The sequence below is a fragment of the Rahnella sp. CFA14(1/10) genome (assembly GCF_004195095.1).
Lineage (GTDB): Bacteria > Pseudomonadota > Gammaproteobacteria > Enterobacterales > Enterobacteriaceae > Rahnella > Rahnella perminowiae.
The window spans coordinates 144,819-166,282 of the sequence record NZ_SEWS01000009.1 but is presented as its reverse complement, the minus strand read 5'-3'; the positions used below and the strand labels follow the sequence as shown (position 1 = coordinate 166,282).

The following is a 21,464-nucleotide window of genomic DNA, read 5'->3' as shown; positions in this document are numbered from 1 at the left end:
TCCAGTATTTCCAATACTGGAACCGCTGCTGTAGCCAGTGCGGTGCCATCAATCCCCCTTTACAGTAAATCCGGCTCCCAGAATCTGCTTTTTTACGTGCTCCGCGCCTGAAACCCACGCAACACATTCACCTTCCGAATACCAGTGAGCCATGTGAGATACCGCCTCAAAGGTGCAATCTGTCAGCACCACTGGATTAGCCAGCTTGGCTTTCAATGCATCACGCTCAAGGATGATTTTCTGTGTGGCCTTGATCGAGTCGTAATCCCCGTGGACAAACAGCCTTCCAGAACCCTCACCAACACCCAGAGTGCAACTGTTGTCTTTCTTCTGCAGCGCGTTAAAAGTCATTTGCAGTTCGGTCAATTCACCAGCCAGCTTCCACTCCGATTTACTGACAACCTCGAGCTTGCCGATGAGGTCATTAATCGTGTCGCCAATAAGCTTGAGAAGGTCAGCGCCCAAAACACTGGTTCCTTCAGATGTGCATGAGGCCATATCTGCGTAATGTAAAATGCGCTTTGAGAGTTGCGCTGCAATATCAGTTTTGTCAGTCATACGGCTTCCTTCAAAAACAGGATCCAGTGAGTTTTGTCGCCTTTGCCGGTGCGCTGCCAGATTGTTGGCTTCTGGTCAGTGAGCGCGATTACCTGGGCAACTGGTATCTGCGTTTCGTTCCATTTGAAAACGAGCGTGCCGTGTGGCCGCAACACTCGGAACGCTTCACGAAAGCCGGCGGCGATATCATCACGCCACGTTGCTTTGTCCAGCGCGCCGTACTTCTTCCGCATCCAGCCTTTTTCTCCGGCCCGCTCGAGGTGTGGCGGGTCGAATACAACCTGGGAGAAACTGTTATCGGCGAATGGTAACTGGCGGAAGTCGGCGATCACATCAGGGCTGATCACCAGGTGGCGACCGTCGCAAAGCGTGTGTTCTTCGCTGCGCACATCACTGAATACAACGCGCTCATCCTGCTTATCGAGCCAGAACATCCGGGATCCGCAGCACATATCGAGGATTGGCTTGCTGGTTACGTTAGTCATTATCGGTGCCCCTCGCATGCCCAGTCCCGGCAGCCGTCAAAGTCGTAAGGGTTTTCCTGCCAACTGATTTTTCCGCAGCATGGGCAGTTCCAGCGTGTCTTACCTGATGATTTGCGGCGCTTTTGTCGTTTAAACCAGTCAGGCTGGCGCAGCCCCGCGCTTTGAATCATGGTTCGGCGGTCGAGCAGGTTGATGTTGAACGTCCTGCGTTTCACTGCGTCAGCAGTAGTGAAGGGCAACCAGACCAGATCGCTATCGGTTGTATCAGGCTGAGAAAAAACTCTGGCCTTGCTGAAATCATCGGTCGGCAGCAGATCAGACAGCCAATAAACATCATTCCCGTTCCACCTGCCTTTCACGAAAGCCACGTAACGTTCGCAACCTTCTTCGAGAACGCTTTCACCCGGAATATGCTGATGATCAACATGCCAAACAGCAGCGGCGTCGATTGCATCAGCTGAAACAGGCAGGTCGATATCACGGCCACGATTCCAACTGTTTTGAGCCTCTTCCAGCGTGTAAACATGTGCTTTATTGATATCAGAGGCATAACCATGCCCGTCGCGGCAGTGGAATGACATATTGCTACCGACCGTGTCGCGCAGGCATGCCATATAGAAACGATCAGTCATGGCTGCTATCTCTCTGTTCGATTACTTCCAAACCCAGCTTTAAAGCCAGCGCATGTTCTGCTCTGGCGCCCGCACTGAACTGCCAGCCGGACAGCAGGTAAATTGCTTCAGCGCGCTGCAGCATCGTCAGAGCAATAGCCATGTAATCAGCTTCTGTCAGGCCATCAGGCAGGATCGCCGGATTCAGCGGGAGGTGCTTTTCGAATGACAGGTTGATCGCCGCTTGTTGGAAGGCAGGGCGGTTGAAATGCGGCAGGCCGGTCATAGGCCCAGCGATATAAACTTTCATTTCAGCCCACCCTCGTAGCCGTGCGCAGTACCTGATAAATCTGGTGCGCGATAGTGCGTTCATTACCCACAGGGCAGGCTTTGAAATATTCATAAGCGGCGGTGATCGCCACCTGGTGCTTTTCCAAAAAGTCGGTTTTAAGGCGCGCAATTTCGGCTTGTTCTTCAGTATTGCGGCGGAACCAGACGCTATAAGGGCCATCCTCGGTATCGTGAATTGAGGCAAGGAACCAGCCATCCCCGATCGGCGGTGTTGGGTTCCACGCAGAAACATCAGCTTCGCCTGCTTCATAGGCGGCCTGAATATCGTCAGCTGCTGGATCGGCATCAAGTGACAGGGTATAAACCTCGACACCCTGAGCCTTTGCCCACGCTTCAAATTCCCCTGGCGCTGGGTATTCGTTACCGTTGGCCGGTTCGAAGAAATCAGGGTGAGTCCAAAAACCCAGGTTATCGGCGTTACGTTCTGGTGTTACTGGTTGAATTAGTTTCATGGATGCACTCCTAAATATGTGGTTGCCATAATCACGCTGAGATAAAAGAAAAATGCGATATCAAGTTTCATGAAATAACCTTTTTCCTGATTTCGGCGTGAGCGAATCCCTTGCCAGTGATGGCAATTAAATTTCATTGGTCAGATTTAAATAACGCCCGGTGCGCTGGGCGACTGTATTACTGAGGGTTAATTTCTTTTTCCTGCGGCTTATAGCTCAGCAGCACACACAGGGTATTAATCACGCTGGTCAGCAGCAAAGTCGCAACTGAAGCTTCATGGCGCCAACGGAACGGCAGGTCGTCTTCAGCGTTATCTGCCAGTTCGCGGAGATCCACGCGTTTGAAGTAGAAATTTTCGGTCAGCAAAAAACTCACATCGCCGTAACGTAGGTTGATGGAATCGACGATATAACTGTTTTCCAAGTTCTCGCGCAATTCTTCCCGGATGCTGTCGATGTCAGCTGCATATTTGATAGTTTCTTTCTGTTCGATTTTTCGTGACAGTTGGGTGAAATCGCCGACGTGGAAGCCGTCGAACGCACGATCATCGCCATTCAGGTACGTTTTAAGCTTTGTGGTCAGGCCGTGTTTGATATCGCTTATATGGATGGTTTCAGTCTTCACAGAACCAACAGCTTTGACCAGGTAACTGACCAGCACACCAGCATAATGTTTGCTGCCCGTGGCGACGATCAGCAGGTGGTGCTCTGTGTTGTAGAACGCGTTCAGTACTGTGGTTTTCACGAATGCCTGTTTGCAGAAGTCCGCCAGCACCATATCTTTGATATTCAGCTTTTCAGAGCGCTTTAATTTCTTGCCGACTTCAAGCTCGATAGTGGACACGCGATCCTGAACCTCTTTTCTCACTGCGGCGCCGGGAATGATTTTCTCATCGATGCGCAGCGAAAGAGACAATCCACCCTGGAATGGCGTTACCAGTTCGGCGGTGATCAGGTTCGGGATAAATCCAACGCGCGCCATTTCCAGTTCACCAATTTCAGAGAACGGAAATTCTTTAAGATGGCCGGCCAGCAGGTCAGCTTCGGGCAGGTGAGCCTTATAGACGATTGCATTTTTGATTGTCGCTAATTTCATTGTTTGCTCCACACGTTTTGAGATGGTCATTCTTCTGCACAAAAATGATGAATGTTGTGAAAAAATTGGCGGTGGTCATGATCAGAACATTATCTTCGCTCCCCCCTTGGGTAGGTTGAAGAGTCATGCCACCGCCGAAGCAACTACACGCAGCAATTATCGAGGTTCCACGTCGATCTGATTGTGCGGCGGGAGTCGAACCCACAATCGGGTAGGGAACCCGACCATCACCTGATGCTGGCCACAACGGAGAGAGCACTATCGGGACTGTAGGACATTGAAAGCTTTGCCAGCTTGCTCACCGTCAGTGCTCTTTACGTTATGCATTTATTCAAGAATCTAAGCGTCTGCTATACTTGTCATTGGAATAAGAAAATTCTTAATAATCTGGTTAGGATCATCACTTATCCATGAGTTAAAAATGCCCGATATAAAACTTATCTGCGAAAAATGTAATTCTGAGAGATTCAATATCACTTCTGATGTCGTATTCTCTGAGACTATCTCCTCCATCGTATGTGCAGTGTGTAAGCATCCAGTTAACGTTTATGAAGTTGTAACCTTCCGCGAAATTCCATATCTGACGCTCGTCCCTGATTTACCGATCCACTAATCCCTAAACATCGGCAAGAACACTTTTCAACTGTGGTCATGAGTGACTTCGGTTGATGAGTTCCTCAACCCCCAGTGTTTTTGCCGTTGTATGCCTGGTCACTTCTCCACCTCAGGCGGCGGTGTTATCTTGGTAGTTCTCACACAGCCAAGAAGGAAATAACGTGTCTAACAAATCCGATATACCTATATTCCCTATCGCAGGTTGGAAAATAGGACCTTTACCTGGTTATGATGCTTTAGTAATGAAATTTCAGTTTCTAACTTCACCGATTCAACCTATAGAAGAAGCCCAAGAGACCCAGTTTTTTGGTCTTACTCCGGACATTGCCCGAGCTTTGATTTCAGAATTACAAAAGCATATTGATACGGTCGAAAAATTTGATTCTTCAGTTCCGACATCTGAGAAGCACTAATACTGAATACGTTTAAGATTTCCGATTTTTCAAAGCGCCTGGTAGAACTGGCGCTTTTTTCTTTAAGCAAAATTGTGTCATCCATCCTGATACCTCATTAAGCTGCTGTGTTCTTCCCGTTGTGCTGCCGATGAGGAAAAGATAAAACACAATTGCGAATCACGCAAGTATTAAATTGCATATTGCGCAATTATAAGGACGAAAAAAAACCGCCGTGATAGGCGGTCATTTCTTTCAATGAAGGTTTAGCCGTGACGCTTGTATGCCTGCGATTGGCTTATCATAACTTTACCAAATACATAGAATCGATGTTGATTAGATTCATCTACTGTCCATTCTCTATATTTGTTGTTATCAGAGATCACCAAGATTTTATCAGGAATCATCTGCAATCTTTTGACGTAAATTTTATCATCAAATCCAAAGACATAAATTCCATCACCATCGAAGTCTGTCACTGATACATCGACAAATATCAGGTCACCAGGCTCAATAGTGTCAGCCATGCTATCACCGCGCACATTGATTACTTTCACTGTTTCGGGAGGTCTGCTACCGAACATGGCAATGGCCCGCTCGTTGTTATACTCAATGGACCTGATCACATCGATCACATCGCTTCCCTGAATAAATCCACCGCCCGCACTAGCGCTTATATCAAGTATGTCGACTCTGAACACGGCTGTTTCCTTCTGAACCACAGGATTAATTTTACTGTATTCATATACAGTATTCCTGTTTTCAGCCGCAGTAAAGAGATCAGAAACCTCAACGCCTAAAGCTTCAGCAAACTTACTAAGTGATTGTTCAGTAAATGACTTTTGCTTACCTGTCTCAAGGCGTGAAATATTCGCACCGTCAATTCCGACAGCGTCAGCCAAATCACTAATTTTCATTCCCTTCGCCAGGCGAAGTTCTCTTATGCGTTTTCCTATGTTCATGCGCCTATTACAAGTTGTTTTTGCGTCATATGCAAAGCGACTTGCGCAATTCGTAACTACACTTTAATATGCGAATTGCGCAATTATAGGAGGTTTTATGCAATCACCATTACGAAGCTTGCGTACATCGCAAGGCCACACGCTTTCTCATGTAGCGAAGCTGATTGAAATCGACCCTGCGAATTTAAGCCGGATTGAAAGAGGTCAGCAAATGGCGTCCCTCGAAGTAGCTGAAAGACTTGTGAAATTTTATGAAGGTCAGATTAATGAGCTTCAAATTTTATACCCCCACCGCTACCCAGACTTTGTTTCATCTGGAAAGACTAACACCACTGGCGCACAGCCATAACTACCAAAAGGAAAGCCACATGTTAGGACTGAAATCAGTAGTGAAAGCAATGTGCGCCGCTTACCCCGGCGGACGGTCGGCAATGGCTGGCGCTTTGGACATGACTGAAACCCGATTCAACAACAATCTTTACGAAAAGAACGGCTGCAGATTCTTTGAAATTGATGAGCTGATCGCAATGGAAGACATCAGCGGCACAAGTTACCTGGCGCAGTACTACGCACATCGCCGTGGTGGCCTGTACGTAGATATTCCCCAGTTGGATGAACTTGATCAGGTTGAGCTTTTCAGCAAAAGCGTGCGTACCGCTGCGCACCGTGGGCAGGTGGACATGATTATTCAGTCATCACTGGCAGATGGGGTTATTGATGAGCTGGAAGCCGAAAAAATCTTGGATTTTCACCGTCAGCATTTAGCGGCGCGTGATGCAGAGGTTAGGGCTGTGCTGGCGCTGTTTGGCAAGAAAAGTAAAGCCGGAAAGGTTGACGCCCCAAGTGTGCAGCTTGAGGCGTCGGGCGCATTAAAAACGTGTGTGGAGTAATTAACGCATGAACAGTTTACTCATAAAAGCTGGCGTTCCGCAAATGCGCTGTAAAGCGACTGGCGGCAACAAACAAGCTTTGTCGTACGAAGTGATGGTATCGGGCCACTGGGTACCGTGCAACTACCAGTTCGCGGCGTGGTGGGTAGGTTACGTCCGCCAGAGCAGCCAGAAGGTGACGGCATGTCTGAAGAAATCCAGAAGCTGGACCGGCGTTACAAGGATTGGCGGGGCGTTGTGGTACACGTCGTGGGCTTCGACAGAGCAGGGGATCGCGTCATCTTCATGCGCGCAGGTTACCCGCATGAGTGTGCCCAGCCTACTGAACAATTCCGGCGAAAATTTAAGAGGGTCTTATGAGCGTTAAATTATCCGCATACGTCTGGGATGGTTGCGCTGCTGCCGGTTTGAAAATATCGGCGGTGGCCATCATGGCGCGCCTCGCTGACTTCAGTTCTGACGAAGGCCTGTGCTGGCCGTCAATTACCACCATTGCCCGCCAGTTGGGTGCTGGTGAAAGCACTGTGCGTACTACGCTGGGCAAACTTGAGGCTGACGGCTGGATCACCAGCACTCAGCGCCGTAAGGGAAACCGCAACACGTCGAACATGTACCAGCTGAATATTGCGAAGCTTCGTGCTGCCGCTCAACCGTCAGATTCTGACGCATCAAAATCTGACACCTCAAATTCTGACCGGTCAAAATCCGACGCATCAAAATCCAACACGAATACCGGTTTTCACCCGTCAGAATCTGGGGGGGATCCGTCAGTAAATTCAAAACAAGATCCATCAGATATAAAACCCCTTTGTCAGCATGCTGCGCAGACCGACGCCGAGGTTGAAATTACTGATCAGGCTAAACAGGTTCTGAACTACCTGAACCAGACCACCGGCTCACGTTATCAGGTCAGCAAATCCTCATTGGATAACATCCGCGCCAGACTGCGTGAAGGCTTCACCCCTGAAGAACAGCAACTGACCGTTGATTACATGCATGCCAAATGGGGCGGCGATCTGGAAATGGCCGAGTATCTGCGCCCGTCCACGTTGTTCCAGCCTTCCAAGTTCCCGGGTTATCTCGAAGGTGCCAATGCTTGGAATCGTGCTGGCCGCCCAGCCCGCAAAAACGGGAAGTGGGACCGCGGCGAAGTGGCCGTTGATACCTCTGAACGTGATTCAGCTTATCGCCGGTTTATCAGCGGTGTTGCGGCGAGCAAAGCCCCAAGTGATTTGGAAAAACTGGTCTGTACTGAGGCAAGCAAAGCCAGCGTGCGCGGCATGCGCAGTGATTTCGCGATCAGCACCTGGAATCGCATCTGGAAAGAATGTGCCCAGCGCCGGCAGGGTGGGAAACCTGCATGAAAAAAAACCATCAGGAATTAGTCATAGAAGAGCCCATGCGTGATTGCACTGCGCGCACCTGCTCGAATACTGAAGCATCGTTAATCGAACATGCCTGCTTTATTCCTTCAGGGCATTCGATGTCATCTAAGATTAATACGATCAGCAAAAAGCCTCGGTTCAACATTGTCACTGGGCATTGTGCCGTGAAGAAAACCTATTCACTGGGCGAAGCGCCAAAACAAGTCGCAGAACCAGCAGCCGAAAAATCCAATATAGCTCTTGTGAAAACACCGGCTGAAATCAGTGCTGAGTTTGAATGCAACCTATGGGCAGTACATCTGGGCAGGGGGCGTTATGAATAACGATTTGGGGCAGTTCAGCGAAGGGCGGTTGGAAGAGTTGCTTTCAATGGCTAAAGCAATTTCATACGGAAATGCTTTGTTTGATGTTCAAGAAATCATTCCACTTTTACGTATAGCATTAGCAGTAAAGCAGGCCAAGCCTGATTATTACGTCATTAGTCGACCGTTCACAGACGGAAATAGTTCTACTTTTAAATTTGATGTGTATTTGGAAGAAGTTGATGCCATCAAATGCAAAAACGCCTACGGCGGCGTAATTATTCCTGTTTACACGACACCACCAGTGAACCATGGCGAGAAAAGCACTTTATCAGTAATTCCTGAAGAACTAGGCCTCTACCTTGAATTGAGACCACGTTTCTATAAGGAGTTCAATGTTGTTTACCGGGACAAAAACAAAGTATGTGGCTATGCCCTACATACGGGGCGCTGGTCATGCTTTCAAACCAAAAACTTTGATCAAAACTTCCGTATCGCCCCTAAATCGGAGGCGCTATGAGTTATCAACTGATTTATGCAGATCCTGCCTGGCAGTATTCCAACAAGATAAGTAACGGCGCGGCGGGTGACCACTATAGCACTATGGCGGTTGAGGAAATGAAGCGTCTTCCGGTCTGGTCTATTGCAGATGAAAACGCAGTTCTGGCGATGTGGTACACCGGCAACTTTGCTTCAGAAGCAGTGGAGCTGGCGCATGCATGGGGCTTCAAGGTGAAAACCATGAAGGGATTTACGTGGGTAAAACTCTATGAGCAGGCACGTAGCCGTATAGAGCGTGCGCTGGCAGAACAGACCATGATCGATTTCGAAGACTTTATGGATACTTTGAACGTGGAAACGGTGATGAATGGCGGAAACTACACGCGCGGCAACACAGAAGATGTGTTGATCGCCGTTCGCGGGTCCGGTCTCAAGCGCCTGAACGCCAGCATTAAGCAGGTTGTTTACAGTTGCCGCGGTGAGCACAGCGAAAAGCCAGCAGAGGTGCGTTTTCGCCTCGAAGAGCTTTACGGGCAAGTTTCACGCATCGAGCTTTTTAGCCGTGGAGAAGCTCCAGGCTGGCATCACTGGGGAAATGAAAACCCATTCAACGATATCGAGTTGGTACCGGCGAGCTTCACTACTATTCCTCCTGTGCGGAACTCTCGCGTAAAAGTGTTGGCAGGTCATTATCAGGCACTGACACTACTATCAGCTTCTAAACCCCAGATCTCCGCTGGCATCGTTTACCTGCAGGAGGTTGCTGCGTGAATGAATTTCAGAAAATCTGGCTCTCTGCTTACAACGGCTGGCTGACAGCGGTCTCCCCTTCGGGGGAGCTACATCCCACTGATTACACCGCTGCGCGGGAACATGCCGATGCTGTACTGAGCAGCCTGGTTAAAGCCGGGGAGAGAGCTGAATGAGAGCGCTCTTAAAGCCATATCCACAGAGGGATTTGGGGATCGTGCTGTTGCGGCCGCCGGGCGACATGCTGCAACATTTCAGCGGGAAACGTCTGCTGATCACCGATGAGCCTGCAGACCTGCGCGGCGCGGCGGACGGTCTGGTACCGGTAGAGGCTCAGCCGTTATCGCGTGATCCGCGTCTCGCGGCCTTTCTTTCGTCAGAGCGCGTGATTGGTCTTGCTGGTGGCTGGGATGCGCTGGCGCAGTGGGTTAAGCGTAACAGCGGCTGTCAGTGCACCGACTTCGGCGGCCAATATCATCATCATGAGCTGGTGCAGGTGCGCCGGGCGCGCGGCATGGTGTCCCTGTGCTGGTCTCACGACAATGAATACCGCGACAAAGAATCAGCCAAACTGGACGCTGCTGCTCTGGCGAACGTCACTGAATTCGTGACTGAAGCTATTCGTGCGCGGTCTCGGCTGCCAGACGGCCACCGCCTGACCTTACCGGAATTGTGCTGGTGGGCAACGAGTAAGGGGCTGGCGACACAGTTGCCGGAGGAGATAATTTGCGAGGCGCTGGGGATGAAATACATCCCGCCTGGTGGTCAGCGTAAAGAGGCTGACGTTAACCCGTGGGAGAAGCAACCCCGCGAAGAACTGGCGAACAATGTCAAACCGGTGCTGGCGCTGGCAATCGATCCGGAGACGCCCGAGTCCTATTTGCTTCGTCCGAAGCGAAGACGGTACGAAAACACGAAATACACCCAATGGGTAAAGCGCCAGCCATGTTGCGGCTGTGGTAACGGGTCAGATGATCCACACCACATCACCGGCAATGGATTTGGTGGAATGGCGACAAAAGCGCATGACATGTTCGTGATTCCGCTGTGCAGACGGTGTCACGACTCACTTCATGCTGATACCCAGGCTTGGGAATCAGAACACGGTACTCAGGAATTTCTGGTACTGAAGACATTAGACCGCGCGCTGGCGATGGGCGTCATCGCTACCAGCAAGCAAAAATAAGTGTGGAGAGAATAATGCGTGATATTGATGAGACATTAGAACTTTGGGGGGCATGGGCAGCCAGCGACAATAGTGGTGTGGATTTTTCCCCGATCGCGGCTGGATTCAAAGGGTTACTTCCCCAAGCTTCCAAGCCCAGGCTGCAATGCTCTGATGACGAGGGAATTATGATTGACGGATGCGTAGCAAGGCTTAAAAAATATAGAATGGAAGAGTATGAATTAGTTATTTTGCATTATGTTTTTGCTGTATCGCTAAGATCAATTGCGAAAAGACGAAAATGCTCAGACGGAACTGTTAGGAAGGATATGCAGACAGCGCAAGGATTTATCGATGGTTGCCTTTCTATGCTAAGCAGTTTTTAAAAATCACTTAATCAGAGGAGCGAATGTTTAACGTTCCTGATGCATAATCTTGCCTCAAGGTCGCCAACTTCATCTTAGTTCGGGAGTAAACCTCCCGAGCTTGTGTTTTCGTAGCTTCATCGCAGTTAATGTCGTTAATTACCTCTAATTGCTCTTTTAAGTCCATTTTTAGTGCTGATCGCCAAGAAACCACTGCCTGGGGTTCCATCCAACGGTTGTAGCAGTAAATCCCAAACCAAGAAATCGCAGAGCTAATCACAGGTACTAAAAGTGTGAAAATTTTTCCAGAATCTCCAGGTATAAAATTTGCTAAGCCAATTAATATTGAACCAATGCTAGCGGTACTTCCTACTGCCGCCTTTAAGCCAACAGCATTATCGTGAGGAACTGTACTCATAGAGTTCCTCGCTTGGCAGCTTCAATTTGTTTGATTAACGGGGACTTTGAATCGAGATTAACCACAATCTCATTGATGATCTGATCATCCTTTTTGTACTGAATGATAAGCTTTTGGTGTTTTTTTAGTCTTCCAGTCAAGTAGTACGAGAAAGCATAGCCAAAGCGATACAGCAAGGGGACAAAGGCTATTAAGCCTGCCCATCCTATAAATTGAGAAATGATACTGATCGCTTCAACTTCGCTCACGTTAAAAGAGTTTCCTATCTGCAGAGGCTCGGTGGCGTATCACCCTTGTGATTACATATTCAGTACGTTGAGATCGCGCTGTGGTCTTGGAAATTATAGACAGTGCAACCTCGTACATGTCACCCTTTGTGAAACTTTTTTCACTATGTTCTACCCGGGCCATGAAGGAGTTATCCTCCATCTTGACCGCAATCTCCTTTCCTTCGTAAAGCATCTTCCAGCCGCGGCTCGAATCAAAATTAACCTGTGTTAATAGAACATTAGCGGTTATCGATTCAACTTTTTGATGCGAAAGCGATGCTTTAGGGAGAGGTGTGTAATCTTGGATCTCATCATCTTCAACTCTGAAAACATCTTCTCCATCCATTTCGATTTTGAAGGTAGGTTTTGTTTCAGAGTTCAGGGGTTGGGTAATAATTTCATTCATAGATTGCCTGATGACTGGGTCAGAAACAAGCAGGGCAACAGTCTTGTTGCAAGTAATTTCTTCATCATCTAAAACGAGCGTTGCTTTATCAGAACCGGTTTCACTTTTTACTTCAAGAATCCGCTTATCCCTCAATTTCTTAGCCACTCCCAGTGCAGACCCATAAGCGACCGCTCCTGAAGCAAGACTAATCCCCAAATATTTCATGACTTCAAGCGCTCCCGTGCTTTTTATGAGCAGCGCGAATTCAATGATTAGGGAGCCTTCTTTCGCTGGAGCAGTTACTTCTAGCTCTAATGTGCTCTGTTTGTTAATTATATCGTCCGCACGGTTAACCATTTTAGCGAACTCGACTATTGCCATTCCTAAGTCATAAGCATTCATTTTATGCTTATCAAGGTCTGAGCCTTCCGCTGCGCCATAATGTACGCTGAATTTTTGGACCACTTCCGTATCAGAAGAAACTTCTTGCTGTTTAGTCATAATTTATTAATTCCAATAAGTTATTGTTTTTATTTAATTAAAATTAAAGCATGTATTTGACGAGTAATTAAAAGCCGAGATCGATTAATGGATCTGAAGAATACAAAATTACTAACGCGTACGCAAAAACTCTTGTAATCTGTTAAGGTCGGTTACGTAGTCACAAAGCTTAGACAATCTCAGAACCTCGCTCCGGCGGGGTTTTGTCGTTTCTGGAGGGACGAAAAATGCATACGTAAACGGATAGACCGCAGGCGTCAGCCAATGCAGCAGTAATGATGCTGCCCCGAGTCCTACAGGGAGCCAGATGCAGATCCGAACTGCAATATGCGCTGGTGAGGGTTATTAAAGAAGAAGGCATACCGGTAGAGCAGCGCGCCAGCCAAACGCGCACCGGTTATTAGCGGCGAGGAGCGACAGAACACCCAAGGGCATGGGCGCGGCCACAGCGAAAGTGGCATAAAATTTTGTTTTTTTCATAATATGCTGAGTATTGACTGACAGACCTTCTGGGTATATCAGAGATGCAGACTCTAATAAAAGAAGAGAGCAACTCATGCTTAAGAAGTTAATAGTAGCCTTGTCCATATTCTGCTTTCCGCTTATAGCACTTGCGGATTGCCCACTCCTTTCCGGCCTATCCGCGCCAATGGAAAGTATGGATAATTTTGTGTTTAAACCATCTGCTATTTGCCTGGATGGGAAAGATATCACATCAAAAATAAAACAATCTGAGGATGAAGTTTTAACATCAGCCTCTGGAATTGGTAAGAACGTTGATTTTTTATACGTGGGGTTGTATAGCTCCAAAAATCATGTTGGACGAATCATAGCGGTCTACCAACTGAAAGATGGCCGCGTGCAAATGAGGAATATTGTTGAAAATAATCCTAATTATGCAGAATCACCCAAAGACACGTTTAAAAATATCTCAATAAATTTTTATGACAGGAACACCGCGACGCTTTATTTCTCGACAGATGCATGGGCTACAAGCCGCGCCATTCATTACATTTCATTCCCAGCAAATGGATCTACGCAAGGGGATGAGAACTTCCTAACTGCTGGCAGCTTTAAAGGCGTTAGCAACGGCAAGGTAATAGTAGAAAAGATTGAGCATGATGATCATGGGGCATTCTTCCCCGTTGTATTGATCGACAGGAAAGGAAATCTTTTCTGCAATGTTGATACGAACGACAGCGGTTGGAATCTTGTTCCTCAGTGTTTGCCAAAAGGGGTAGTTTTGAAGCCGCGTTAACCTGAATAAACAAAAAACTCCTCAGTTTATGAGCCTCACACATTACGGGGCTTTTGCGTTTCTGAAATGTGGATTTGCATCTTCGTTTATTTGTTAAATGCCTGCTATCTTATATAAAACATCATATGAGACCATCGGCATGAAGTTACTAACTAACGAATTTGAGTATCGCGAATGGATGCTAAACGGCTACCTTCACTTGGATGAGGAATTTCCTTCGCTTTTCGACGCGGACGAGCTTGAAAGAGAAATGCTGAGACGGGCGCCCAAAGAATTTCCTTGCCTTGCACAAGTTGTAGAAGGCGAAGGCCCTTACTCTCCGCCGTCTATTCAGTTTATATATCGATCCCAGATAGAAGAGTGGGCAAAGCTGTTCGGCATTATTAGTTAGAGAAATCTATTATTCCAACGGGGTGCCTTGTCTGTTTCATCGGTGCTGCAATGGTCGCTGATTATTGGGTCTGGATCACAATGTTGTACTTTGTTGGTCTGAAAATGGTTAATTTCGCAAAAATTGTTAAATGTCACCGGGATTAATCTGAGATTATGATTTGGCCCCTTCAAGAGCTAAGCCATTAAGAGTGCCGGAGATAAGCGCCGGGTGGGGCAGGGACTACATCTTTAATTACAAAAGTTATTTGAACCCGCCAATGCGCGGGTTTTTGCGTTTCTGATGTATAGAAAAATGCAACAGTAAACGGAGAGACCACAGAATGGTTACACCTATTTGTGGCAAGAGTTCGCAACCTCTGAAAATAAACAAAAATGTTTATAATTTAGCTTGTGCCTATAAACAAAAATGTTTATAATCATCTCAAGTTAAACAAACAGGAGGAGGCGGTGAAGCAGAGCGAGTTCAGGCGGTGGCTTGAGTCGCAGGGGGTCGAAGTTTCAAACGGTACTAACCACTTGAAACTGAGATTTAACGGGAAGCGAAGCGTAATGCCAAGGCATCCCAGCTCTGAGATAAAAGAACCACTGCGAAAGGCCATACTCAAGCAGTTAGGTCTAAATTAACAAACCGGCCCTTCGGGGCTGGTTACTCGCAAAGATTCATCGTATTAAATATGCGATATCCAGTTAAATTAGAGAAAGACGGCGACGGGTACTTCGTGAGTTTCCCCGATATACCGGAAGCGTTAACGCAGGGTGATACCAGAGAAGAGGCGTTAGAAATGGCGCGTGACGCTTTGGTTACTGCGTTTGAATTTTACTTCGAAGATAACCAATCTGTGCCGATGCCTGGTGAATCAGGTGATGACTTCGTGACAGTACCTGCAAGCATCTGGGCAAAAGTTCTTTTGCTTAATGCAATGCTCGAGACTGGAACCTCAAACGCAGAGTTAGCTCGGCGAATGAATCTGAAGCCTCAGGAGGTTCAGCGGATTGTGACACTTGGGCATAATACAAAGATTGATACTACTGAGGCGGCGCTCGCCGCCCTCGGAAAACGGTTAGAGATTCTGGTTAATTAAAAAGTCGTTTACCTCTCCTTTAAGGCTGCCTTCGGGTGGCCTTTTTTATTTCCCAATAACTATGCACCCAACCGGATGACCGGAGGGGGAGACCATGAAGATGGATAAAACGAGCGCGGTTACGTCAGCCGTTTCTTATGGAACATCGCTCGGCGGCGCGGCCTACTGGTTCAATGAATTCCTTAACTCACACACTCCAGATCAATGGGCAGCCATAGGCGTACTCGGCACTTTGCTGTTCGCCTTTATTACATGCCTCTGCAACATCATTTTTAAGGTTTGGGACAGAAAACATAATATGGTGCGGCGTGACGAGGACTGACTATGGCAAACCTGAAAACAAAACTCAGCGCTGCCATGCTGGCGCTGATTGCCGCTGGTGCCTCAGCTCCCGTCATGATGGCTCAGTTTCAGAAAGAAAAAGAGGGAACCAGCCTGATTGCTTATCAGGATCAAGGCGGGAAATGGACTATTTGCGGCGGTGTCACTGCAGTAAACGGAAAACCTGTTTATAGAGGTATGCGCCTTACGCTGACCCAATGTGATGCTATCGATAAAGTGGAACAGGCCAAAGCACTGGCTTGGGTCGGCAAAAATGTTTACGCCCCCCTGACTGAACCGCAAAAAGTTGGGATCGCATCATTCTGCCCGTGGAATATTGGTCCGGCGAAATGCTTCACTTCAACTTTCTACCGGAAGCTGAACTCCGGGGACCGGCTCGGGGCATGCGCTGAGATAAAGCGCTGGATCTGGGACGGTGGGAAAGATTGCCGAATTCGCGCGAACAACTGCGCCGGACAGGTAATCAGACGTGATCAGGAAAGCGAGATGACGTGTTGGGGGCTCGATGGTTAATTATTTTCGCGTCGCGGCCACGGCGTTAGCGGCCGGATTTATCGCGCTGATGATATTTCTGGCATTTCATTTTTACGGTCAATCCGTAGAAGCGAAAGGGCAGGTCAACAAGCTCCAGTCAGATAACGCTCTTCAGTCAGAAACCATTTCAACCCAGGCATTTAATTTTCAGCGCTCAAATCAGATTGCTGGCGCTGCACAGCTATACGCAGTGCAAATCGTTGGTAAAAGCCAGGAGAGAGAAATTGAATACCGGACGATTATTAAACGCGATCCTGCCAGCAGCAAGTGTGTTGATTCTGCTGTTGCTGACCGGCTGCTCGAATACACGAACAGTTTACGTGCCAGCGCAATGCACACCGATACCGGCCAGCCTGCTGCAGAAAGTACCCCCACCGCTTCCACCGGCTGCCGATTGACATACGGGCAGGCTGTTTACTGGATTGACCCGTTGCTCACGACGATAGACCAGCTAAATAACCAGCTCGACGGCATCAAACAGGCAGATGAGGCCAGACAGAAATGATTAAGCGCCTATGGGCAAGCATTAAAGCCTTTTTCTACACGCCAGTCCCAGCGACTGAATCCCAACCGAAGGAAAACACCGTGAAATTATCGTTAACCTCAATTAACAATTCGCAACCTGCTGATGGCACATCACCAATTCTCATGCTGGCGTCAGCCACCGATGATGCTGGTAATCCAGTAAGCAGCACTCAATTAGATTTCTCCGTCGCTGGTGCTGTTATTGGCTTCGATCATGCAATTACCGACGGATCCGGGAATGTAACCGTAACTCTCGTAAGCAACACTGCTGGAAATGCGGCATTAACTGCGTCACTTCCTGACGGTTCAGTATCAGTAACTGCGCTGGTTACATTTATTGCTGTGCCAGCAGATGGAACTGATGTGGTTAATCCAATTCCAGCAGTGGACGCCGCGACCGCAGCCTTATCCCCGCTGGAAGCACTGAAAGACGATTTCAATAAAGTGGTCGCATTCATCGAACACGGTATCGAAGTTCTGGGCAAAGACGCAGAAGCCGATCTGGTTGCACTGAAAGATAAATACCTTTGAGCCTTTCATGAGCCACCTATATAAGGTGGCTCAAATACTGATGATTAATGTCTTTTCACATAATGGTTTCCAGTGCTCGGATTGTAGTATTTTCCTCCTTTATGTGATGAGCCGTGGCTCGGATAGTAATGACCACCTTTTGCAAAGGTCATTGATGGCATTGGAAGTGTCAAAGCTAAAGCGAGTAAGGCAAAGATTATTTTCTTCATTTTTTCCCTATTTTCTGTGTGTGTAATACCCAGATCAATCCTATGCCTGAGATTGGCGAAAACAAGCCCATTGAAGAAATTTCACGTGGTGACCCGTGGCCGATATCAAAGACCTTTCTGTAAAACTTCAGTCGTTAAAAAAACAAATACCTTTCGCCACTGCACAAGCGCTGACCAGCGTCGCCCGTCAAATAGCTGCAGCAGAGAAAACCGCTTTCCAGCGTAAGCTTGAGAGTCCAACACCCTTTACGGTGAACGCTGTTGGATCTGTCGGTGCTCGACGTGACAATCTCACTGCTACAGTCTTTGTCCGTGATATTGCTGCCGGTTATCTGGAGCCGCTCGAGTTCGGTGGTGTACATAAGCTCAATGGCAATGCGCTGCTAAATCCCAAAGACGTCAAACTGAACAAGTACGGTAACTTAGGACGAAATAAGCTCTCCCAACTCAAGGCAAAGTCAAACGTGTTTATCGGGGATATCGATGGAATCAACGGTGTCTGGCAGCGGGTGAAAGTGAAAAAGAGCAAGAAGGGTAAGAAGCGCCAGAAGCGCTCAGCTAATGGCACGCGCCGTGAGCGTGAGAAGAACCCTATGCCGAAGTTGCTGATTCGGTTTGGTGACGCTCTCCCCGTTAAGCCCACGCTGGGATACATGGACAGGGCAGAGAAGATGGCTGCAACGCTGATGCCAAGAGCGATAAGCAAGGCGATCAGTGAGGCGTTGAAGACAGCAAAGTAATCTGAAAATAGGCGGATAAAATGGTCAACAGCAAAACAAATATTATCCCAAGCGTTAAATCTATCCCAGTTGATGTAGCAGTTCTTACGGCCGCTATTGATATCAGAGCCGACCGGTTTGAAATTGAAATAGTCGGCTGGTGTAAGGGTTGCGCGGTTTTGCAGGGAACAGGTAATGAAGTGGATTATCGCCTGCCACCCCATGCAATCGTCACCATCAAGTGATAATAGTTATCGATAAAAAAATGGGTCCTTCCCCGGTCCTTTCTATTGCACGGGCATTGCGCGCCGCACAGTTTCACCAGCTATGAATTTTTCATTTTGTGTCCCATGTCCCACGTGCATATTTATGCACTAATTATTACCAGCCCTTACGCCGCGTGGCTTTGCGGGTGTTTTGCGATTGATATTTGCATGGGACATTTAGGTGAGACACAAAAAAATGTCCCATTTGAATGTCCCACTGTCCCATCGAGGAAAATGTCCCATGACAACGATGACGCAAATTGAATATGCGAAACACGCTGGTGTAGATCGGAAGACGATCGGTCGGTGGGTTAAAGCAGGGAAATATGTCGTTCTCGACGGTAGCCTCATTGATGTAGAAGCTACCGACAAAGCCCTCATCATGCTGCGTGACGGTAAAGATCCCCGGACGAAAAATGCGGCCAAAAATAAACCGGCGAAGGCTGATATCGGACTTAGAGATAATTCAGACACTGACGCGGCGGTTAAACAAATCATGTTGGCGACCGGCGCTGAAATGTCGAGAGAAGAAGCCAGCAGGATCAAAGAGAACTATCTTGCCCTGTTAACAAAGCTCGAATTCGAGAAAGAGGATGGTCAACTGGTCGAGCTCTCTGTCGCTGAAGCTGTGTTATTCGCAGCGTTCCGCCAGCAACGTGACGCCTGGATGAACTGGCCGTCACGCGTAGCGCCTCTGATGGCGGCTGATCTGGGCGTTCCAGCTGACAGAATGACCGAGGTGTTAATCGAACATGTCCATAAACACATCTCCGGACTCGGCGAGCCTGAATTTAACCCAGACGAAACGTGACAGACTTTTAAGCAGTATAAGGAAGGGCTGGACACCGCCGCCGCGTATCAGCGTGCCGGATTGGGCAGACCGTTATCGTAAGCTCGCGAAAGAAGCGGGCAGCACCTCCGGCAACTGGGAAACCGAAACCGTAGAAATAGCACGCGGCCCTATGCTGGCTGCAACAGAATCAGGCGTTCATATCATTACAGTGATGTGCTGCACTCAGCTAATGAAGACGGCATTACTTGAAAACCTGTTCGGTTATTTTGCGCACCTCGATCCGTGCCCGATGCTGCTCCTCCAGCCAAAAGAAGACGCTGCAGAGCAATTTTCAAAAGAGCGCATTACGCCGCTGGTGCGTGTTACCCCGGTTCTTCGTGACCTGATCGGCGGCAATAAGCAAAAAAATTCAAAAGAAACGCTGCTTTATAAATCTTTTACCGGTGGCTTTCTGGCGCTTGCTGGCGCGGGTAGTCCTGATAACCTCGCGCGTCGCCCGATCCGCGTGCTGCTGGCCGATGAGGTGGATAAATACCCTATCACCCGCGAAGGCGATCCGATAACGCTAGCCGAGGAGCGCACAGCAACATTCGGGCTGAACTGGCTTTCCGTCCGCGCTTGTTCTCCGACGGTGGAAGACGAAAGCCGGATCGCAGCGAGTTATGAAGATTCAGATCAACGTCGTGCATCGATGGCGTGCCCGCACTGTGGACACCGCCAGTTCCCTGATTTTTTTAAGCATATTCACTGGCCGTCAGAGGCTGATAAACACAACACCAAACAGGCGATGATCCACTGTGAAAGCTGCGGCACCGGATGGTCTGAAGGTGACAGGCTTCGTGCGTTAAGAACAATTCAATGGCATCAGACAAAACCTTTCGAGTGCTGCGGAACGCGGCATATCCCGCTTAATCTCTATGAGCAGGCATGGCACGCTGACGACGTTACAGCGGTCAGTAAGGTTTGGACCTGGTCAGCGTCTGAAAGGCATGCGGTACACCGGGTTACTTGCCCGGACTGCGGGAAAATGGCGGTCGACAATATTCACGCTGGATTTCAGGCTTCAAAGTTATTTAGCCCTTGGCAAAAAGATAAGCCGTCAGATATCGCGGAAAAATATCTGAAAGCCAAGGGTGACCCCGATAAAGAGTTGGCGTGGTGGAATACCCAGATGGGGCTTCCTCATCGGCCTAATTATGGGAAAAGACTTCCTGTTGACGTTCTGCTGGCGCGCCGCGAGGTGTTCAACGCCGAAGTACCTGATGGTGTAGCAGTTCTTACGGCCGGTATTGATACCCAAAATGACCGGCTTGAAATTGAAGTCGTCGGCTGGGGTAAAGATGAAGAAAGCTGGTCAGTTGCTTTCGACGTGATTGAAGGCGATTTGGAAACTGCTGAACCCTGGCTGAGGCTGGATGCTTATCTGAAACAGATATGGCGCCGCGCTGATGGCCGGGGTTTTACCATTATGGCGGCCTGCCATGACTCGGGCGGTAACCATACGCAAAAAGTGTATGAGTTCTCGCAGGAAAGGCTTGGGCGAAGAATCTGGGCGATCAAAGGCGAATCTGCCACCACGGGGAAACGTTCACCAATCTGGCCGAACAAACGGCCAACCTCGAAGACTCGCGCAAAATTCAGGCCAATTATTTTGGGCGTTAACTCTGCAAAGGATTCAATAAGGTCACGTTTACATATTGAGCAGCCGGGTCCCGGCTATATGCATTTCTCAACGGATCGGGATATGGGCTATTTCACACAGCTAACGTCCGAACGTTTAGTGATGAAAGAGGCTGCCGGCCAGCGGTACAGCGTATGGGAACTTCCGAATGGGAAAGCCAATGAGGCGCTGGACTGCCGTGTGTATGCCTATGCCGCTTTATGTGGATTGTTCCACTCTGGCCTTAAATTAAACGCCAAAGTAATTGCGCTGGAGAATAACCCTGAAACGTTATTGCCTCCGGCCCCGGAACCTGAAGAAAAGCAGGATCTGCGTTTACCTGGCGTCATCATTACCGAACCTGAAAAACCTCAGCGCAAACCTATTCACAAACGCCTGGCTAATTAAAAAGGAATCCTATGTTTGATCCCAACTCCAGTTTATTGGCTGGTGCGCTGACTCGTGACCAATTAACGGCAGCGCTGACGGCTGCTCAGCAGGCTTATATCGAGCTTTCAACCGGTGCAAAAGGTGTTTCTTTTTCGTATGCACAGGGAGATGGCACCCGTTCCGTGAGTTTTCAGCAAACTGATATCGGACAACTCACTGCATTTATTCAGCTTCTGCAGGCCCAGTTGGGCATTGTGCGGCGTCCGCGCAGGACGTTAAGGTTTAGGTACTGATGAAAACTGGAGA

The 21,464-nt window shown here is 48.4% G+C and carries 33 protein-coding genes; 23 read left to right on the top strand and 10 right to left on the bottom strand.

The window, feature by feature from the left end:
* Positions 1–48 precede the first annotated feature (48 nt).
* The 6 genes from EVX52_RS18615 to rdgC form a co-directional block, all read right to left on the bottom strand.
* Complete coding sequence (locus EVX52_RS18615) at positions 49–558, bottom strand: hypothetical protein (protein WP_129991871.1); 510 nt, start codon at positions 556–558, stop codon at positions 49–51.
* Positions 555–1,043, bottom strand: a complete 489-nt coding sequence (locus EVX52_RS18610; RefSeq protein ID WP_129991870.1) for a class I SAM-dependent methyltransferase — start codon at positions 1,041–1,043, stop codon at positions 555–557. The genes EVX52_RS18615 and EVX52_RS18610 overlap by 4 nt, the downstream gene beginning before the upstream one ends.
* Positions 1,043–1,675, bottom strand: coding sequence for a hypothetical protein (locus EVX52_RS18605; protein ID WP_129991869.1), 633 nt, complete (start codon positions 1,673–1,675; stop codon positions 1,043–1,045). The genes EVX52_RS18610 and EVX52_RS18605 overlap by 1 nt, the downstream gene beginning before the upstream one ends.
* On the bottom strand, positions 1,668–1,964 hold the full coding sequence (locus tag EVX52_RS18600) for a DUF4406 domain-containing protein (RefSeq protein ID WP_129991868.1): 297 nt from the start codon (positions 1,962–1,964) through the stop codon (positions 1,668–1,670). Before EVX52_RS18600 ends, EVX52_RS18605 begins: the two co-directional genes overlap by 8 nt.
* Position 1,965: 1 nt before the next feature.
* Positions 1,966–2,457, bottom strand: a complete 492-nt coding sequence (locus EVX52_RS18595) for a hypothetical protein (protein ID WP_129991867.1) — start codon at positions 2,455–2,457, stop codon at positions 1,966–1,968.
* Between the two features lie 178 nt (positions 2,458–2,635).
* Positions 2,636–3,553, bottom strand: a complete 918-nt coding sequence (rdgC, locus tag EVX52_RS18590; protein ID WP_129991866.1) for a recombination-associated protein RdgC — start codon at positions 3,551–3,553, stop codon at positions 2,636–2,638.
* Positions 3,554–4,329: 776 nt separating this feature from the next.
* Here rdgC and EVX52_RS18585 point away from each other — a divergent pair.
* Positions 4,330–4,581, top strand: a complete 252-nt coding sequence (locus EVX52_RS18585; RefSeq protein WP_129991865.1) for a bssS family protein — start codon at positions 4,330–4,332, stop codon at positions 4,579–4,581.
* Positions 4,582–4,826: 245 nt separating this feature from the next.
* Here EVX52_RS18585 and EVX52_RS18580 read toward each other — a convergent pair whose 3' ends face one another.
* Positions 4,827–5,522 carry a helix-turn-helix transcriptional regulator gene (locus EVX52_RS18580; protein WP_129991864.1) on the bottom strand — a complete coding sequence of 232 codons (696 nt, stop codon included), beginning with the start codon at positions 5,520–5,522 and terminating at the stop codon, positions 4,827–4,829.
* Between the two features lie 97 nt (positions 5,523–5,619).
* Between EVX52_RS18580 and EVX52_RS18570 the strand changes: the two genes are divergently transcribed.
* The 10 genes from EVX52_RS18570 (at position 5,620) to EVX52_RS18530 (ending at position 10,901) form a co-directional block, all read left to right on the top strand.
* A complete protein-coding gene (locus EVX52_RS18570; protein WP_112198248.1) occupies positions 5,620–5,871 on the top strand; it encodes a helix-turn-helix transcriptional regulator in 252 nt (83 codons plus the stop codon).
* A 19-nt stretch (positions 5,872–5,890) separates the two neighbouring features.
* Entirely contained in the window at positions 5,891–6,412 is a 522-nt protein-coding gene (locus EVX52_RS18565; RefSeq protein WP_129991863.1) for a YmfL family putative regulatory protein, read from the top strand.
* 183 nt (positions 6,413–6,595) lie between these two features.
* Positions 6,596–6,772 (top strand): DUF4222 domain-containing protein, encoded by a 177-nt coding sequence (locus EVX52_RS18560; RefSeq protein ID WP_120162338.1) that lies wholly within the window; start codon positions 6,596–6,598, stop codon positions 6,770–6,772.
* Entirely contained in the window at positions 6,769–7,776 is a 1,008-nt protein-coding gene (locus EVX52_RS18555) for a conserved phage C-terminal domain-containing protein (RefSeq protein WP_129991862.1), read from the top strand. Before EVX52_RS18560 ends, EVX52_RS18555 begins: the two co-directional genes overlap by 4 nt.
* Positions 7,773–8,120, top strand: coding sequence for a hypothetical protein (locus EVX52_RS18550; protein WP_129991861.1), 348 nt, complete (start codon positions 7,773–7,775; stop codon positions 8,118–8,120). Before EVX52_RS18555 ends, EVX52_RS18550 begins: the two co-directional genes overlap by 4 nt.
* Positions 8,113–8,619, top strand: a complete 507-nt coding sequence (locus EVX52_RS25605) for a hypothetical protein (protein ID WP_240783487.1) — start codon at positions 8,113–8,115, stop codon at positions 8,617–8,619. Before EVX52_RS18550 ends, EVX52_RS25605 begins: the two co-directional genes overlap by 8 nt.
* Entirely contained in the window at positions 8,616–9,371 is a 756-nt protein-coding gene (locus EVX52_RS18540; protein WP_129991860.1) for an MT-A70 family methyltransferase, read from the top strand. Before EVX52_RS25605 ends, EVX52_RS18540 begins: the two co-directional genes overlap by 4 nt.
* Positions 9,368–9,526: a hypothetical protein gene (locus tag EVX52_RS25340; RefSeq protein ID WP_165383716.1), complete on the top strand. Its 159-nt coding sequence runs from the start codon at positions 9,368–9,370 to the stop codon at positions 9,524–9,526. The genes EVX52_RS18540 and EVX52_RS25340 overlap by 4 nt, the downstream gene beginning before the upstream one ends.
* Positions 9,523–10,536 (top strand): DUF968 domain-containing protein, encoded by a 1,014-nt coding sequence (locus EVX52_RS18535; RefSeq protein ID WP_129991859.1) that lies wholly within the window; start codon positions 9,523–9,525, stop codon positions 10,534–10,536. Before EVX52_RS25340 ends, EVX52_RS18535 begins: the two co-directional genes overlap by 4 nt.
* A gap of 14 nt (positions 10,537–10,550) precedes the next feature.
* A complete protein-coding gene (locus EVX52_RS18530) occupies positions 10,551–10,901 on the top strand; it encodes an antiterminator Q family protein (protein ID WP_129991858.1) in 351 nt (116 codons plus the stop codon).
* Positions 10,902–10,908: 7 nt separating this feature from the next.
* On the opposite strand, the gene EVX52_RS18525 is transcribed toward EVX52_RS18530, so the two are convergent.
* Genes EVX52_RS18525 through EVX52_RS18515 form a run of 3 tightly spaced genes read right to left on the bottom strand, consistent with a single transcriptional unit; the run spans position 10,909 to position 12,456 of the window.
* A complete protein-coding gene (locus EVX52_RS18525; protein WP_129991857.1) occupies positions 10,909–11,298 on the bottom strand; it encodes a hypothetical protein in 390 nt (129 codons plus the stop codon).
* Entirely contained in the window at positions 11,295–11,546 is a 252-nt protein-coding gene (locus EVX52_RS18520; RefSeq protein WP_129991856.1) for a hypothetical protein, read from the bottom strand. The genes EVX52_RS18525 and EVX52_RS18520 overlap by 4 nt, the downstream gene beginning before the upstream one ends.
* Before the next feature lies 1 nt (position 11,547).
* Positions 11,548–12,456, bottom strand: a complete 909-nt coding sequence (locus EVX52_RS18515; protein ID WP_129991855.1) for a hypothetical protein — start codon at positions 12,454–12,456, stop codon at positions 11,548–11,550.
* Between the two features lie 556 nt (positions 12,457–13,012).
* On the opposite strand from EVX52_RS18515, the gene EVX52_RS18510 reads away from it, so the two are divergent.
* From EVX52_RS18510 to gpW, 12 genes are all read left to right on the top strand, one after another.
* The gene (locus tag EVX52_RS18510; protein WP_129991854.1) at positions 13,013–13,714 is read left to right on the top strand and encodes a hypothetical protein; all 702 of its coding nucleotides are present in this window, start codon (positions 13,013–13,015) and stop codon (positions 13,712–13,714) included.
* A gap of 840 nt (positions 13,715–14,554) precedes the next feature.
* Entirely contained in the window at positions 14,555–14,731 is a 177-nt protein-coding gene (locus EVX52_RS18500) for a type II toxin-antitoxin system HicA family toxin (RefSeq protein WP_129991852.1), read from the top strand.
* A gap of 50 nt (positions 14,732–14,781) precedes the next feature.
* A complete protein-coding gene (locus EVX52_RS18495; protein ID WP_129991851.1) occupies positions 14,782–15,189 on the top strand; it encodes a type II toxin-antitoxin system HicB family antitoxin in 408 nt (135 codons plus the stop codon).
* A gap of 94 nt (positions 15,190–15,283) precedes the next feature.
* Entirely contained in the window at positions 15,284–15,511 is a 228-nt protein-coding gene (locus EVX52_RS18490) for a phage holin (RefSeq protein ID WP_129991850.1), read from the top strand.
* 2 nt (positions 15,512–15,513) lie between these two features.
* Entirely contained in the window at positions 15,514–16,044 is a 531-nt protein-coding gene (locus EVX52_RS18485) for a lysozyme (protein ID WP_129991849.1), read from the top strand.
* A complete protein-coding gene (locus EVX52_RS18480; protein ID WP_129991848.1) occupies positions 16,037–16,570 on the top strand; it encodes a hypothetical protein in 534 nt (177 codons plus the stop codon). The genes EVX52_RS18485 and EVX52_RS18480 overlap by 8 nt, the downstream gene beginning before the upstream one ends.
* An 80-nt stretch (positions 16,571–16,650) precedes the next feature.
* Entirely contained in the window at positions 16,651–17,121 is a 471-nt protein-coding gene (locus EVX52_RS18475) for an Ig-like domain-containing protein (protein WP_235173107.1), read from the top strand.
* A gap of 304 nt (positions 17,122–17,425) precedes the next feature.
* Positions 17,426–18,070 carry a hypothetical protein gene (locus tag EVX52_RS18470; RefSeq protein WP_129991846.1) on the top strand — a complete coding sequence of 215 codons (645 nt, stop codon included), beginning with the start codon at positions 17,426–17,428 and terminating at the stop codon, positions 18,068–18,070.
* Between the two features lie 20 nt (positions 18,071–18,090).
* Positions 18,091–18,294: a terminase gpA endonuclease subunit gene (locus EVX52_RS18465; RefSeq protein WP_129991845.1), complete on the top strand. Its 204-nt coding sequence runs from the start codon at positions 18,091–18,093 to the stop codon at positions 18,292–18,294.
* Between the two features lie 262 nt (positions 18,295–18,556).
* Positions 18,557–19,126, top strand: coding sequence for a hypothetical protein (locus EVX52_RS18460; protein WP_129991844.1), 570 nt, complete (start codon positions 18,557–18,559; stop codon positions 19,124–19,126).
* The gene (locus EVX52_RS18455) at positions 19,068–21,176 is read left to right on the top strand and encodes a phage terminase large subunit family protein (RefSeq protein ID WP_129991843.1); all 2,109 of its coding nucleotides are present in this window, start codon (positions 19,068–19,070) and stop codon (positions 21,174–21,176) included. Before EVX52_RS18460 ends, EVX52_RS18455 begins: the two co-directional genes overlap by 59 nt.
* Positions 21,177–21,187: 11 nt before the next feature.
* Entirely contained in the window at positions 21,188–21,451 is a 264-nt protein-coding gene (gene gpW / locus EVX52_RS18450) for a gpW family head-tail joining protein (protein WP_129991842.1), read from the top strand.
* Positions 21,452–21,464 lie beyond the last annotated feature (13 nt).